General features: G+C 52.4%; 14 protein-coding genes. 11 read left to right on the forward strand and 3 right to left on the reverse strand.

Annotation, left to right across the window (positions count from 1 at the left end; genetic code table 11):
• Window positions 1-5: 5 nt before the first annotated feature.
• From C5523_RS23685 to opgB, 6 genes are all read left to right on the forward strand, one after another.
• Entirely contained in the window at window positions 6-461 is a 456-nt protein-coding gene (locus tag C5523_RS23685) for a MarR family winged helix-turn-helix transcriptional regulator (RefSeq protein WP_039078234.1), read from the forward strand.
• Window positions 462-543: 82 nt separating this feature from the next.
• On the forward strand, window positions 544-972 hold the full coding sequence (locus C5523_RS23690; protein ID WP_039078233.1) for an organic hydroperoxide resistance protein: 429 nt from the start codon (window positions 544-546) through the stop codon (window positions 970-972).
• 185 nt (window positions 973-1,157) lie between these two features.
• Window positions 1,158-1,697, forward strand: a complete 540-nt coding sequence (gene dnaT / locus C5523_RS23695) for a primosomal protein DnaT (RefSeq protein ID WP_071193578.1) — start codon at window positions 1,158-1,160, stop codon at window positions 1,695-1,697.
• Window positions 1,698-1,699: 2 nt separating this feature from the next.
• Window positions 1,700-2,437, forward strand: a complete 738-nt coding sequence (dnaC, locus tag C5523_RS23700; RefSeq protein ID WP_047371948.1) for a DNA replication protein DnaC — start codon at window positions 1,700-1,702, stop codon at window positions 2,435-2,437.
• Window positions 2,438-2,510: 73 nt separating this feature from the next.
• On the forward strand, window positions 2,511-3,011 hold the full coding sequence (locus C5523_RS23705) for a DUF2501 domain-containing protein (protein ID WP_039078230.1): 501 nt from the start codon (window positions 2,511-2,513) through the stop codon (window positions 3,009-3,011).
• A 237-nt stretch (window positions 3,012-3,248) separates the two neighbouring features.
• A complete protein-coding gene (opgB, locus tag C5523_RS23710) occupies window positions 3,249-5,540 on the forward strand; it encodes a phosphatidylglycerol--membrane-oligosaccharide glycerophosphotransferase (RefSeq protein WP_108702075.1) in 2,292 nt (763 codons plus the stop codon).
• Window positions 5,541-5,679: 139 nt separating this feature from the next.
• Here opgB and C5523_RS23715 read toward each other — a convergent pair whose 3' ends face one another.
• Window positions 5,680-6,702 carry a zinc-binding alcohol dehydrogenase family protein gene (locus C5523_RS23715; RefSeq protein WP_071193576.1) on the reverse strand — a complete coding sequence of 341 codons (1,023 nt, stop codon included), beginning with the start codon at window positions 6,700-6,702 and terminating at the stop codon, window positions 5,680-5,682.
• A 139-nt stretch (window positions 6,703-6,841) separates the two neighbouring features.
• Here C5523_RS23715 and C5523_RS23720 point away from each other — a divergent pair, with 139 nt between their 5' ends.
• On the forward strand, window positions 6,842-7,756 hold the full coding sequence (locus C5523_RS23720; protein ID WP_039078227.1) for an FCD domain-containing protein: 915 nt from the start codon (window positions 6,842-6,844) through the stop codon (window positions 7,754-7,756).
• A gap of 214 nt (window positions 7,757-7,970) precedes the next feature.
• Window positions 7,971-9,332 carry an MFS transporter gene (locus C5523_RS23725; protein ID WP_039078226.1) on the forward strand — a complete coding sequence of 454 codons (1,362 nt, stop codon included), beginning with the start codon at window positions 7,971-7,973 and terminating at the stop codon, window positions 9,330-9,332.
• Between the two features lie 15 nt (window positions 9,333-9,347).
• Here the strand turns inward: C5523_RS23725 and C5523_RS23730 are convergent, their stop codons facing one another.
• Window positions 9,348-10,160, reverse strand: coding sequence for a GNAT family N-acetyltransferase (locus C5523_RS23730; protein ID WP_039078225.1), 813 nt, complete (start codon window positions 10,158-10,160; stop codon window positions 9,348-9,350).
• Between the two features lie 83 nt (window positions 10,161-10,243).
• On the reverse strand, window positions 10,244-11,905 hold the full coding sequence (tsr, locus tag C5523_RS23735; protein WP_108702076.1) for a methyl-accepting chemotaxis protein: 1,662 nt from the start codon (window positions 11,903-11,905) through the stop codon (window positions 10,244-10,246).
• 299 nt (window positions 11,906-12,204) lie between these two features.
• Here tsr and C5523_RS23740 point away from each other — a divergent pair, with 299 nt between their 5' ends.
• The 3 genes from C5523_RS23740 to C5523_RS23750 all read left to right on the forward strand — a co-directional run bounded on the left by C5523_RS23740 (window position 12,205) and on the right by C5523_RS23750 (window position 15,452).
• Window positions 12,205-12,747 carry a hypothetical protein gene (locus C5523_RS23740; protein WP_108702077.1) on the forward strand — a complete coding sequence of 181 codons (543 nt, stop codon included), beginning with the start codon at window positions 12,205-12,207 and terminating at the stop codon, window positions 12,745-12,747.
• 251 nt (window positions 12,748-12,998) lie between these two features.
• Complete coding sequence (locus C5523_RS23745) at window positions 12,999-15,152, forward strand: carbon starvation CstA family protein (RefSeq protein WP_071193572.1); 2,154 nt, start codon at window positions 12,999-13,001, stop codon at window positions 15,150-15,152.
• Window positions 15,153-15,248: 96 nt separating this feature from the next.
• On the forward strand, window positions 15,249-15,452 hold the full coding sequence (locus C5523_RS23750) for a YbdD/YjiX family protein (RefSeq protein ID WP_039078221.1): 204 nt from the start codon (window positions 15,249-15,251) through the stop codon (window positions 15,450-15,452).
• The last annotated feature ends 10 nt before the right edge of the window (window positions 15,453-15,462 follow it).

A 15,462-nucleotide genomic window follows, 5' to 3' on the forward strand; every position in this document is an offset into this window, starting at 1 on the left:
GAAACATGAAAACGAAATCAACTGAACCCGCGAATGCGCAGCTCGCGTTAGATAACCAGTTTTGTTTTGCGTTGTACTCAACAAACCTGGCGCTGCATAAGCTGTATCGGCAGTTACTGGCACCGATGAATCTGACCTACCCGCAATACCTGGTGATGCTGGTGTTGTGGGAACAAGATGACGTCACGGTGTCGGAGATTGGTGAACGCTTATTTCTGGATTCGGCAACACTTACCCCGCTGTTGAAGCGGCTGGAAAGCGCCGGGTTTATTATTCGCCAACGTTCCCGCCAGGATGAACGCCAGGTCGTCATTACCCTGAGCGAGGCAGGTCGGGAATTGCAACAACAGGCAAAAGCGATACCGAATGCGGTCATGTGCTCGTTCGATTGTGACCACAAGCATCTGATGGAGCTAAAACAGCAGCTCGAAGTATTGCGCCAACAGTTTCAGCAAGCATAAGCCCGACTGTGGACGGTTTTATGCGACCATATATATAGCGTGCTATTTTATAGTAAACGACAATTATGAAAAGGAACCTGTTATGTCTTTAGAAAAAGTGATTTATACCGCCAAAGCCAAAGCCACCGGTGGCCGTGAAGGTCGCGCAACCTCTTCTGACGGCGTACTGGACGTCAAACTGGGTTTACCGAAAGAGATGGGTGGCGCAGGCGGTGAAGTCACCAACCCGGAGCAACTGTTTGCCGCAGGTTATTCAGCCTGCTTCCTGGGTGCGATGAAGTTCGTCTCTGGTCGCGACAAGATCGCAATTGCAAAAGACGCCTTTATCGAAGCAGAAGTGGGTATCGGTCCGCTACCGACCGGGTTTGGGATTGAGGTCAAACTCAATATCCACCTGGAAGGAATGGATGCCGCAGAGGCGAAGAAACTGGTCGATGCCGCCCATATTGTCTGCCCTTATTCTAACGCCACTCGTGGCAACGTCGATGTTACGTTAAACATCATCGCGTAATACTAAGCCGGACGGGCATTAGCCAAAGATCCGGCAGCCAGCACCATTGGGAAAACACACAGCCGGGGCAACCCGGCTTTTTCGTCTCTGCTCCCCCACGCCTCCACTGTGTTACTATGTGTCATTATGTCTGCGAAAATCTTCGCAGAATGTCTTTCTGTTATTGCCCTGTTTGAGAACGCGCTATGTCTTCCAGAATTCTGACTTCTACAGTTATCGGCATTGATGATTTTATGCGCGATCACGAAAGCGTTCTGGCGCGAACGGAAGGGGGCGCGGTCGCTGTTTTTGCCAATAACAGCCCTGCGTTTTACGCCATTACCCCCGAACGTCTGGCAGAATTGCTGGCGCTGGAGTCACGTCTGGCGCGTCCGGCCAGTGATATCACGCTGGATAACCAGTTCTATGAAGAGCCAGCCGCCGCACCGGTAAATGTTCCTATGGGGAAATTTGCCATGTATGCGGGCTGGCAACCGGATGCGGATTTTCAACGCCTTGCGGCGCTATGGGGCATCGCCCTTGCCCACCCCGTTGCGCCGGAAGAGCTGGCGGCGTTTATTGCCTACTGGCAAGCCGAAGGGAAAGTGTTCCACCATGTGCAATGGCAGCAAAAACTGGCGCGAAGCCTCCAGATAAATCGCGCCAATCAGGGCGGCACGGTGAAACGCGACATTAACGCGATTTCCCAGCCTGACAGCCAAATTCCACCAGGTTTTAGAGGATAACGATGAAAAACGTCGCTGAACTGATGAAACGTCTGCAACGGATGATGCCAGCCAATACTCAGCCCGCGTTTAAAAACGGCGAGGAACTTATGGCCTGGCAGAAGGAACAGGGTAAGATCCGCGCCGCCGCGATTGCCCGCGAAAATCGGGCGATGAAAATGCAGCGCACGTTTAATCGCTCAGGTATCCGTCCGCTTCACCAGAACTGCTCTTTCGATAATTACAAAGTGGAATGCGAAGGCCAGATGCGCGCACTGAGCCAGGCGCGGCAGTATGTGGCTGAGTTCGATGGAAATATTGCCAGCTTTATCTTCTCCGGCAAACCGGGTACCGGTAAAAACCACCTCGCGGCCGCTATCTGCAATGAACTGCTACTGCACGGCAAATCCGTGTTGATTATCACTGTCGCTGACATCATGTCCGCCATGAAAGAGACATTTGGTAACCGTGATAACAGCGAAGAACAACTGCTTAACGATCTGAGCAGCGTGGATCTGCTGGTTATCGATGAGATCGGCATGCAAACCGAATCACGCTACGAAAAAGTGATCATTAATCAGATTGTCGATCGTCGATCTTCCTCAAAACGCCCGACAGGTATGCTCACCAACAGCAATCTGGAAGAGATGAACAAGCTATTGGGCGAGCGTGTCATGGACAGGATGCGCCTGGGCAACAGTTTGTGGGTCATCTTTAACTGGGACAGCTACCGTAGCCGCGTCACCGGCAAAGAGTATTGAGAGTTTTCCACTCCTTAATCCGGACGCGGGCAGGTGTATAATGTGCGCTTTCAGGCCACCCCAGGATTACGCCATGTCCTTTGCTAAACACCTTCTCTGCGTCGCCTTCGCCGGCGGCGCGTTTTTCACTCACGCCAGTTATGCCTCTTCCTGGCAGGACAGTCTTTCCAGCGCAGCCAGCCAGCTTAGCCAGCAGAGCGGTTCTGGCGGTCAGCAACAAGGTGGTATGTCCCTGTCTTCACTGACGGGCCTGCTCAACGGTGGCAACCAGTCACTCAGCTCAAGCACCATGAATAATGCAGCAGGCGTAATGTCTTACTGTGCCAAACATAAGCTCGCCTCACTGACTAACACGGATAACATTAAAAATCAGGTGCTGGATAAGCTTGGCCTGAATTCCCAGACAGAACAGCAGAAAGACACTAACTATCTTGAAGGCCTGCAGGGAATGTTAAACACCAAAAACGGCGAGCAGCTCAATCTGAACAATATTGGCAGCACGCCGCTGGCGGAGAAAGTGAAAACCAAAGCCTGTGACATTGTCCTGAAACAGGGCGTAAACTTCCTCTCCTGAGTTAAAAAACGTCGCGTTTGTCGCCCCACGGGCCCAGACGCGGCGCCTGCCTTTTACCTGCGTACCTTCCCTCTCCATAAAGAAAGCGACAGCGGTCATACTTAAATCTTTCTAAACCAATTCCGAATAAATCTGTATAAAGATGACACTACAATTGCAGCTATGTTACATCGCAATTAAATTGTATCCCCAAAGGATTTATGCCAGCAGGATGCTGGTGTCGTAGAGGAATGACGGTTGTCCGAGTTACTTTCTATTGTTCTATTTCTCGCGTCCGTGGCGATTTACGCCTCTAAAGCGGGCCGTAATACCTGGTGGTTCACTGCAATATTGCTGGTGTTGGGTTTCTTTGTCCTGCTAAACATCACCCTCTACGCCAGTAACTACTTCACAGGCGATGGGATCAATGATGCGGTTATCTACACCCTGACCAATAGCCTCACGGGCGCGGGGGTGCGCAAATATCTGCTGCCCGGCGCAGTTCTGGTTCTCGCCCTGACGGCGGTTTTTGGCGCGCTGGCCTGGATACTACGCCGTCGGCGCCACCGCCCTTATCACTTCGGTTACAGCCTGCTGGCACTGCTGATGGCACTGGCCTCCGTAGACGCCAGCCCGGCATTTCATCAGATTACTGAACTCGTAAAATCGCAGTCTCGTGAAGGCGATCCTGATTTCGCAGAATATTATCGCGAACCGGCGAAAAAGATCCCCAATCCAAAGCTGAACCTGGTCTATATCTACGGCGAGAGTCTGGAACGCACCTATTTCGATGATGAGGCGTTTCCCGGCCTGGCGCCTGAACTGGGCGCATTAAAAGAAGAAGGTCTGGATTTCTCGCAAACGGAACAACTGCCCGGTACGGATTACACCATTGCCGGAATGGTCGCCTCTCAGTGCGGTATCCCCCTGTTTGCGCCGTTTGAAGGTAACGCATCTGCGTCCGTTTCCAGCTTTTTCCCGCAGAACACCTGCCTTGGCGATATCCTGAAAAACTCCGGCTACCAGAACTATTTTGTTCAGGGCGCAAACCTGCGCTTTGCCGGTAAAGATGTGTTTCTTAAATCACATGGCTTTGACTATTTAGTCGGCGCAGAAGAGTTAAAAGGCGAAGTAAGCGATCCTAAATACCGCAATGACTGGGGCTTTTACGACGACACCGTGCTGGATGAAGTGTGGAAAAAGTACGAGGCGCTATCCCGTTCCGGGCAACGTTTCTCATTGTTTGCGTTAACTGTCGATACCCACCACCCGGACGGTTTTATCTCCCGAACCTGTAGCCGTAAAAGCTATAGCTATGACGGTAAACCAAACCAGTCGTTTAGCGCCGTAACCTGTAGCCAACAGCATATTGCCGCGCTGATTAACAAAATCAAAGCCTCGCCCTGGTTTAAAGATACGGTCATTGTGGTCTCTTCCGATCATCTGGCCATGAACAACACCGCCTGGAAATACCTGAACAAAGAGGATCGTAAGAACCTGTTTTTCGTTCTGCGTGGCGATGAGCCACAGCAGGACACGCTGGCCGTGAAACGCAGCACCATGGATAACGGCGCTACGGTGCTGGACATTCTCGGTGGCGATAACTACCTCGGCCTTGGGCGCAGCAGCCTGTCCGGGCAGTCGCTTTCCGGCGAGTTCCTGAATATGAAAGAGAAAATCGTCGCCTGGAAGCCCGATATCATTCGTCTGTGGAATTTCCCAAAACAGATGAAAGACTTCACTATCGATCGCGATAAAAAGATGATCGCCTTCTCCGGCAGTAATTTCCGCCTTCCACTACTGGTACGCGTGTCATCAAAACGCATCGAACCTATCCCGGAAAGCGAATACTCTGCGCCGCTGCGTTTCCAGCTCGCCGATTTCGCCCCCCGCGATAACTTTGTCTGGGTTGATCAATGCTACAAGATGGCCCGCCTGTGGGCGCCGGAACTGGTGCTTTCCACCGACTGGTGTGTATCGCAAGGGCAGCTTGGCGGTGAACAGAAAGTCCAGGCGGTCGACAAAGATCAGTGGAAAGGCAAAACCGCCTTCAAAGACACCGTCATCAGCACCGACCGTTACAAGCAAAATGTGGATATGCTCAAAATTGTCGATGACGACATCCGCTACAAAGCCGACAGCTTTGTCTTCAACGTCGCAGGCGCGCCTGAGGAAGTGAAAAAATTCAGCGGTATTTCTCGCCCGGAAAGCTGGGGACGCTGGTCGAATGCGCAGCTCGGCAACGAAGTCGAAATTGAATTTAATGACCCGTTGCCAGCATCCTTTGACCTGGTGATCACCGCAAAAGCCTATGGTGCAAACGCCAACCGCCCTATTCCGGTAAGAGTAGGCGATGAGGAACAAACGCTGATGCTGGGCAACGATGTTTCCACCACCACGTTACGTTTCAACAACCCGACACGCAGCAATACGCTGGTAATTGTGCCGCCGGAACCCGAGTCGACCAATGAGGGGAATATTCTCGGCCACTCTCCACGTAAACTCGGTATCGGGATGGTGGAAATCAAAGTCGTTGAATCCGCAGGATAAAAAAATGCGCCCGAAATACCCTGGGCGCTGAATAGCAATCGTTATTGCTGCCTGTCTTTGCAACCTATCCTCCGCTGGCGGATGAATACCCCGCGACAGCCTCTGCCTCAAGCCACAACACCTGAGTGCCGAAAGGCACTCAGAAATGAATAACCCCTTTGATCAATTCGCGGTTGTTAATCACCTGCTGTTCGTAGATTTCTGCCAGCGCGTGAAACGCATAGCGGTGTGTCAGCATCATTTGTGCGGTGATCTTGCCTTCCGCCATCAAACGCCCGACTTTGGCAAAATCCTCCTCCGTCGCGTTACGGCTACCCATCATGGTGGTCTCTTTTTTGTGGAATTCCGGATCGGAAAACTGCAAATCCCCTTTAAATAGCCCCACAAAGGTGATGCTGCCGCCGTGGCGAATCAGGTTCACCGTGTTATTCATCGCCTGCTGATTACCCGTTGCATCAATGACTTTTTGCGCTAGCGAACCGCCAAAGGCGGCGCGCAAAAGGGCTTCAAAATCTGCTGAGGAAGGATCGAGGGTCACCAGATCCAGATGTTTTTCGACATGTGCACGGCGGGCCGCGCTGGTGTCGGCAACCAGCACCTGCGCGCCATCGGCGTTGGCAATAGCCGCCGCCCCCAGCCCGATTGGCCCCGCCCCCACAACCAGCACCTGTTCCCCTGGCTGGATCGCGGCACGGCGCACCGCATGGGCACTGATCGCATAAGGTTCAATCAATGCGGCGGCTTCCGGGTCGATGCCCTCGGCCACCAGCAGGTTTGCCACCGGCACGCTCAGGAACTCGCTAAAGCCGCCATCCTGATGCACACCGATCACCGAGATGTTCTCACAGCAGTTGGTGCGCCCACTACGGCAGGCCGGGCATTTACGACAGGCAACGTAAGGAATAACCGCAACCTGCTGACCATTATGTAAATGGTTTATATTTTTCCCCAGACCAACAATCTCGCCACATATTTCGTGGCCTAAAACACGTGGATAACTAAAAAAAGGCTGATTACCTGCCCAGGCATGAATATCCGTTCCACATATCCCTACTGTTTTTATTTTTATTAACGCTTCATTATCGCCAGGCATTGGAATTTCACGTTTTTTCCAAATCATTACTTTTGGTTCCTGGCATACCAGTGTATTCATTGTGGTCATTATTCATTCTCCCGTATTTCTTGTTGCTCCAGATATCAGGGAAAAGCAGAAACAAAACGAAACCGGCGTGCTGAATTGTGAAACTCAGCCCATAAAAATGTTTTAAATAGGTTTTTAATAATAAAAAACAGGAGACACGATGAGCCGTTCGCAAAACTTACGCCATAACGTAATTAACCAGGTGATTGATGATATGGCGCGTGGTCATATTCCATCCCCGCTGCCCACGCAAAACGCGCTGGCAGAAATGTATAACATCAGCCGCACAACCGTACGGCACCTGCTGTCGCATCTGTGTGAGTGCGGGGTTCTGGTCAAGTCCGAAGGCGCCTGGTGCATTATCCGCAAACCGACGCAGGACGATGGCTTCAACTGCATCAGCGCGCCGCTGGCCGAGCAGAATCGTCTCTTTGAGCAAGCATTCTTCACCATGATTAACCAGCGGCAGCTGCGCGCAGGCGAATCTTTTTCCGAGCTACAACTGGCGCGTGCGGCAGGTGTCAGCCCGGTGGTGGTACGGGAATATTTGCTCAAATTTGGCCGTTATAATCTCATTGAGAATGAAAAACGCGGCCAATGGAGCATGAAACAGTTCGACCAGCGCTACGCCGAACAGCTTTTTGAACTGCGGGAGATGCTGGAAACCCATGCCCTGCAGCATTTCCTGAATCTGCCCGCAGATGACCCTCGCTGGCTGAGTGCTAAAACGCTGCTCGAACGCCACCGTATGCTGCGCGATAGTATCGGCGATAGCTTTCGCATGTTTTCGCAACTGGATCGGGATTTTCACGCGTTATTGCTTTCCGCTGCCGATAATATCTTTTTTAATCAATCACTTGAAATCATATCCGTTATCTTCCATTTTCATTATCAGTGGGATGAAAGTGACCTGAAGCAGCGCAATATCATCGCCATTGATGAACATATGACCATCCTCAGCGCCCTGCTTTGCCGCAGCGATCTTGATGCCACATGTGCGTTGCGCAACCATCTGCATACCGCTAAAGAATCCATGATCCGTTCTATTCAGCAATCCCTTGCCGCTCACTATTAAGTACCAATTAAAAACAGCAAATTTCAATCGGGAGCACGCTTCTGCTAAAAGGCAAAGCACTAAAAATAACACCGCTCCTATCCTTTGATTAAGTCGACTGAATTAACTGGATGTAAGTGAGTGGTGTCAGATTTATTAATCTGGCATCGGGATTGATATTTTCTCCTTCACTGATAAAGCGCGAAGAGAGATAAGTAACATTTTGGAGTCAGGCGTGGAAAAAAACGATATTACCCTCGACCCACGGACAACGTTTGATAAAACAACCGAAGCGGATATTCCTGTTCCGCCAGATGGCTTATTAAAACGTAGCGCCCGAATTAAGCGAATCCAAACCACAGCGATGCTTTTATTATTTTTTGCTGCGGTTATCAATTATCTCGACAGAAGCTCATTATCGGTCGCGAATTTAACCATTCGCCAGGAGTTAGGGCTAAGTGCAACCGAAATTGGCGCCCTGCTTTCCGTCTTTTCACTGGCTTATGGTATCGGACAGCTCCCGTGTGGCCCTCTGCTTGACCGCAAAGGTCCGCGTATCATGCTCGGCTTAGGCATGTTTTTCTGGTCGCTCTTCCAGGCGCTTTCCGGCATGGTGCACAGTTTTACTCAATTCGTACTGGTACGTATCGGCATGGGACTGGGTGAAGCGCCAATGAATCCGTGCGGCGTCAAAGTCATCAACGACTGGTTCAACATTAAAGAGCGTGGCCGCCCGATGGGCTTCTTTAACGCCGCATCGACCATTGGCGTCGCCATTAGCCCGCCCATTCTTGCTGCAATGATGCTAATGATCGGCTGGCGCGGCATGTTTATCGTGATTGGTGTACTGGGGATTTTTCTCGCTATTGGCTGGTATATGCTCTATCGCAACCGCGAAGATTTGCAGCTAACCGGGGTTGAACAGGCCTATCTGAATGCCGGTAGTGTCAATGCCCGACGCGATCCGCTGAGTTTCGCAGAATGGCGCAGCCTGTTTCGTAACCGAACCATGTGGGGCATGATGCTTGGCTTTAGCGGTATCAACTACACCGCCTGGCTCTACCTTGCCTGGCTGCCTGGCTATCTGCAAACCTCTTACAATCTCGATTTGAAAAGTACCGGCATGATGGCCGCGATCCCCTTCCTGTTTGGCGCCGCCGGGATGCTGACCAACGGTTACGTCACCGACTGGCTGGTAAAGCGCGGCATGGCGCCGATCAAAAGCCGCAAAATCAGTATCATCACCGGGATGCTCTGCTCCGCCGCTTTTACTTTCGTCGTACCGGAGGCCACAACCTCCATGGCCGCCGTCTTGCTGATTGGCATGGCGCTGTTCTGCATCCACTTTGCGGGCACATCATGCTGGGGATTGATCCACGTCGCAGTGGCATCAAGAATGACCGCCTCAGTAGGCAGTATCCAGAACTTCGCGAGCTTTATCTGCGCCTCATTTGCACCGATCGTCACCGGGTTTATCGTCGATACGACCCAGTCATTCCGTCTGGCGCTGATTATCTGCGGCTGCGTGACAGTATTGGGCGCCATTGCTTATGTGGTGCTGGTTCGCCAACCGATCAGCGATCCGAAGCAAAACTAACGAACAAACGGGCGATTACAACATCGCCCGCATTTCAATTTGACTGATGTTCATCGTGCAATACCCCGCTGAGGAAAACAGCGGGGTGAAGGATTCCGGCACCGCCACACTGGTCGTTAATCCAGGGAAGTGATGATTGAGGGTGATCAGCATCTCACGGGCAAAACCTTTGTGGCGGTACTCCGGCTCGACATAAAGAAAGCGCAGTTGCGGAGCATCCATCAGCGTTGAAATGGCCGCATACGCATGCTTACGATACTCAAAAGCCCGGCAAGGAAGGGTAATGACGCAAAGAGGATCAAGCTGCCAGGGTAGCGTGTTCTTTACCTCAGCCACGGAGCGCCAGAGCAGCTCAAGAGGATTGCACTCCCGCAACAGGTTCTCTGGAATAGCGGTAAACGTATTGCCCTGATAGCCCCGCAGCACCCGCTGTTGCTCAAAACCCACTGACCGATACAGACCGATCCCCGCCTGGTTGTCTGCAAGCACCTCCAGCCATATCTGCTGAACGCCCTTTGCCTTCAACCTGTCAATTAAGGGCACCAACAGCCGCTTACTTACCCCATTCCCCCTGTATGCCGGGCGCAGGGCAAAGGCGGCCAGCCGCGCGGATTCGGTACGCCGGGTGATAAGGGCAATAGCCACAAGCTTTTCGCCTTCCCACCAGACACAAGAGTCGGTCAGACTAATATCTTCTGCGCCGAAACGCAGCGCAAAACGCTCAGGGGTAAGCGAGATGGGAATACGGTAGCCTTCAAAGCACTCCCCTAAAAAAGCAGAAAGCTGCTCGCTACTGTAGTGAAGGGCAGAAACGGCGGTCAGATTCATAGTGCTCCTCCGGGCGGAAAAACCAAGGATAGCACGATGAAAAAAGATAAAGTGCGCCCCGCGTCAGCAGGGCGCGAGGTTTATCAGAAGGTTTCCCAGTTTTCGTCGCCAACCGCCGCTTTACGCGGCATTGGGCTTGCAGATGGGGTTTTCAGCGTGGATGCCGCAACCGGTGCTTCGCGGGATACGCGACGGGTACGGAACACGGCAACCGCCTGCGTCAGACGGCTGGCCTGTTCTTCCAGCGCGGCAGCCGCAGCGGCAGATTCTTCTACCAGTGAGGCGTTCTGCTGGGTCACACGGTCCATTTCTGCTACAGCCAGACCCACCTGATCGATACCACGGCTCTGCTCATCGGAGGCAGAGGCGATTTCGCCCATGATGTCGGTGACGCGGGTTACCGCACTGACAATCTCGTCCATCGTTTCACCGGCGCTTTCCACCAGCGTAGAGCCCAGCTCAACACGACCGACAGAGTCTTCAATCAGACTCTTGATTTCACGCGCCGCCTGCGCACTGCGCTGGGCCAGGTTACGAACCTCCCCAGCAACCACCGCAAAGCCACGCCCCTGCTCGCCAGCACGTGCGGCTTCTACCGCGGCGTTCAGCGCCAGAATGTTGGTCTGGAAAGCAATGCCATCGATCACGCTGATAATATCGGCAATTTTCTGCGAACTGGCGGTAATGTCACGCATTGTCTGCACAACGTTATCCACCACTTTACCGCCTTTCTGCGCGGTATCGGATGCGCTTTTCGCCAGATGACTGGCCTGACGGGCGTTTTCGGCGTTCTGTTTCACCGTTGCGGTCAGTTCTTCCATACTGGCGGCAGTCTCTTCCAGCGAAGCAGCCTGCTGTTCAGTACGGGAAGAGAGATCGTTGTTACCTGCAGAGATTTCGCTTGCGCCGCTGTAAATGGCATCGGCACCGTTACGAACATCGCCTACGGTACGCACCAGCTCAGCCTGCATATGACGAAGGCTGGAGGCCAGTTGGCCCATTTCGTTGCTACCGTGCACATCGATAGTCTGTTCCAGATCGCCACCGGCAATATGGCGGATGTTTTCAATCAGATGATTCATCGGACCGATAACACCACGCTTAATGCCCAGCCATACAGCGACAATCACCACCAGTACGACCAACAGGACACTAATAATTATCCATACGGCAGTGGAGTAAGAGCCGTTACTCTCTTCGACCGCGATAGCATACAGACGGTCGTTTTGCTGCAAGTAGTCAAGGTACGGCTTCTCAAAGGCGTCCTGATAGCCCTGCGTCGGCTGATCAAAGAACTCGTTGATTTTGCCTGCGCCCAGCAACTGAATCAGCTCAGCCAGCGCATTGTGGTAAATATCATAAGTACGATTGATTTCCGCTGCCGCAGCCTCGTTCTGGCGCGGATCGCGAGGTAAAGCTTGATACTCTTTCCAGTGCGTTTCCGCCTGTTTTAACGAGCTGCTGGCGATCTGCATCAGATCGTTCACCGTTGCACCGCTACCAATCTGGTTCTGATCCATCATGTAACGGATCCCGGCGCGGTTGAGCGTGTTACGCGTCTGCAAAAGCGCCACCCAACTGGCGTTGAGCGTGGATTGCTGCTGACGAATAGTCTGCAACACAGTGAAGTTTTCTTTGTCGTGCTTAAGTGCGTTAAAGAATAAGCCGCCAGATGTGAGCTGCAAAAGACCAAAAAGTCCCAGTACAAAAAGTAAACTGGTGACAAGTTTCATACGATTCAACATGTTTTCTATCTTCCATTAGCCAGGTAACAGTTTTTCGGCTTGACCAGAGAAAACTTTATGGTGGATCGTATTGAGCATTTGTCTAAAGACGAACGTCGAGAAAACAGTAAGCATCCACAGTATTTAGTCTAAAACGTCGATATAAAGGAAATAAACGAGCATGGAATAATACGTTTCGCTAAAAATTTCAGTTAAACAACCAGAAATATGGAAAATCCCCGACGACATTAAGAATAATCTTCCCCCTTAAGCGACTCACTGCTTTAATAGGTTAGCTCTTTTAACTCAAGGACTTAAAAGTGATTAACCGCGATTTTGATCATTTATCAACTCTGTTACATTTGTTTTTCACTCGCCAGGATATCCAGCAAAAATTGAATATAATCGACCAGTACCATATCTCTGGCTGGGAAATCTGGATGCAAATTGAGTTCGCTAACCTGCTGGCTTCCACCGACCATGAATGGTGGCGCGAGATCAGCCTGGAGTGCGACAAACGCATGAATCCGCAGCGCGATTCACTGCGCACTGACTTCTTGCTGAGGAAAAAAGGCTGGACGGTGGATAGCTACATCGCTCTGGAAATAAAGCAAAATATTGACCCCACCAGTTGCGTCAGAAATATGATCCTCGACCTTGAAAAATCAGCAAAAATAAGGCGTTCTGAGATCGATCTGCGCAGCTTCTGGACCTTAGGTATTACGCGAACCATTGACGCTGAGCGGTTAGACGCACTGATTGATAATTACCTCCAGGATAAATATTACCAGACCAAAAGCAGAGAGAAGCACGTACTGTTGGCCCCTATCGAAAATACTCCCTACTGCTATATCGTGATCTGACCGTTTGCTCGCAGGCCCTTTTTATCAACGCCTGCGAGCCCGCGGCTCCACGTGATCCTTATCACATATTTTCAGCCGCTTAGCGCCGTATAAAACCGCTTATCCGCTTAGCTGACCGCTTACCCCGCTATTCATACCACTCAATCAGATCGCGCCCTTTTTACGCTTGTAATTTGCCATGATCGTCACCAGCAAGGCCGTCTTTTAACACATCAACTCCGATTTCATTTTTCTTGATAATCAGGTCTGACATGGATACTAAAAAGCTATTCAAACATATACCCTGGGTGCTCCTCGGCATCCTCGGCGCCTTCTGCTTATCCGTCATTGCTTTACGACGCGGTGAGCACGTCAGTGCGCTGTGGATCGTGGTCGCTTCCGTTTCTGTTTACCTCGTGGCGTATCGCTACTACAGCTTGTACATCGCGCAAAAGGTGATGAAGCTCGATCCGACACGTTCTACCCCGGCTGTTATTAATAATGATGGCCTGAACTACGTACCCACCAACCGTTACGTCCTGTTTGGTCACCACTTTGCCGCTATCGCAGGCGCTGGTCCGCTGGTCGGCCCGGTGCTGGCAGCGCAAATGGGCTACCTGCCGGGTACCCTGTGGCTGCTGGCAGGCGTTGTGCTGGCAGGTGCGGTGCAAGACTTTATGGTGCTGTTTATCTCTTCACGCCGTAACGGCGCCTCTCTGGGTGAGATGGTGAAAGAAGAGATGGGCCGCGTGCCAGGGACTATCGCCCTGTTTGGCTGCTTCTTAATCATGATCATCATCCTCGCCGTGCTGGCGCTGATCGTGGTAAAAGCCCTCGCAGAAAGCCCGTGGGGCGTGTTCACCGTTTGCTCCACTGTACCGATTGCCCTGTTCATGGGTATCTACATGCGATTCCTGCGCCCAGGCCGCGTGGGTGAAGTGTCGGTCATTGGTATCGTGCTGCTGGTGGCCTCCATCTACTTCGGCGGCATCATCGCCCACGACCCGTACTGGGGCCCGGCGCTGACCTTCAAAGACACCACCATCACCTTCGCGCTGATTGGTTATGCCTTCATCTCTGCGCTACTGCCGGTATGGCTGATCCTCGCACCGCGTGACTATCTGGCAACTTTCCTGAAAATCGGCGTTATCGTGGGTCTGGCGCTGGGTATTGTTATCCTCAACCCGGAACTGAAAATGCCTGCGGTCACGCAGTACATCGACGGTACCGGCCCGCTGTGGAAAGGTGCGCTGTTCCCGTTCCTGTTTATCACCATCGCCTGTGGCGCGGTCTCTGGCTTCCATGCGCTGATCGCTTCCGGTACCACGCCGAAACTGCTGGCGAATGAAACCGACGCGCGTTTTATCGGTTACGGCGCCATGCTGATGGAGTCCTTCGTTGCGGTGATGGCGCTGGTTGCGGCATCCATCATTGAACCGGGTCTCTACTTTGCAATGAACACCCCGCCTGCTGGCCTTGGCATCACAATGCCGAACCTGCATGAGCTGGGCGGCGACAACGCACCGATGATTCTGGCGCAGTTGAAAGATGTCACCGCGCACGCGGCGGCAACGGTAAGCTCCTGGGGCTTTGTTATCTCCCCTGAGCAGATTCTGCAAACGGCTAAAGATATCGGCGAACCGTCCGTACTGAACCGCGCAGGCGGCGCACCGACGCTGGCTGTGGGTATCGCCCACGTGTTCCACAAAATCATGCCGATGGCGGACATGGGCTTCTGGTACCACTTCGGTATCCTGTTTGAAGCACTGTTCATCCTGACTGCGCTGGACGCCGGTACCCGTGCTGGCCGCTTTATGCTGCAGGATCTGCTGGGTAACTTCGTGCCGTTCCTCAAGAAAACCGACTCACTGGTCGCCGGTATTATCGGTACCGCAGGTTGCGTTGGGCTGTGGGGCTACCTGCTGTATCAGGGTGTGGTTGACCCGCTGGGCGGCGTGAAAAGTCTGTGGCCGTTGTTCGGTATCTCTAACCAGATGCTGGCGGCTGTCGCGCTGATGCTGGGTACGGTGGTGCTGGTGAAAATGCAGCGCACCAAATACATCTGGGTCACCGTGGTTCCTGCGCTGTGGCTGCTGCTGTGCACTACCTGGGCGCTGGGTCTGAAACTGTTCAGCGCCAACCCGCAACTGGAAGGCTTCCTGTACATGGCTAACCAGTACAAAGAGAAGATTGCTGCCGGTGGCTCTGATCTGACCGCACAGCAGATTGCCAACATGAACCATATCGTGGTGAATAACTACACCAACGCAGGTCTGAGTATTCTGTTCCTGGTGGTCGTGTACAGCATCATCTTCTACGGCATCAAAACCTGGTTGAACGTGCGTAACAACACCGTGCGTACCGACAAAGAAACCCCGTATGTCCCGGTACCGGAAGGCGGCGTGAAGACCTCTTCACATCACTAAAAAAACGGCGGGTGGTGCTGCGCTTACCCGCCCTACAAGGTTCTGTAGGCCCGGTAAAGCGTAGCGCCACCGGGCTTTTTCTTATCAGGATGCGTTATGTTTGGTAACTTAGGTCAGGCCAAAAAATACCTCGGCCAGGCGGCAAAAATGCTGATTGGCATCCCGGATTACGACAACTACGTCGAACATATGAAAACCAATCATCCGGATAAACCCTGGATGACGTACACTGAGTTTTTCCGCGAACGTCAGGAAGCGCGCTACGGCGGAAGTGGAGAAGGTGGCGTGCGCTGCTGCTAAAGGAGAGAAC

This window comes from Phytobacter sp. SCO41, assembly GCF_003073275.1.
In the GTDB taxonomy this organism is placed as follows: Bacteria; Pseudomonadota; Gammaproteobacteria; order Enterobacterales; family Enterobacteriaceae; genus Phytobacter; species Phytobacter diazotrophicus.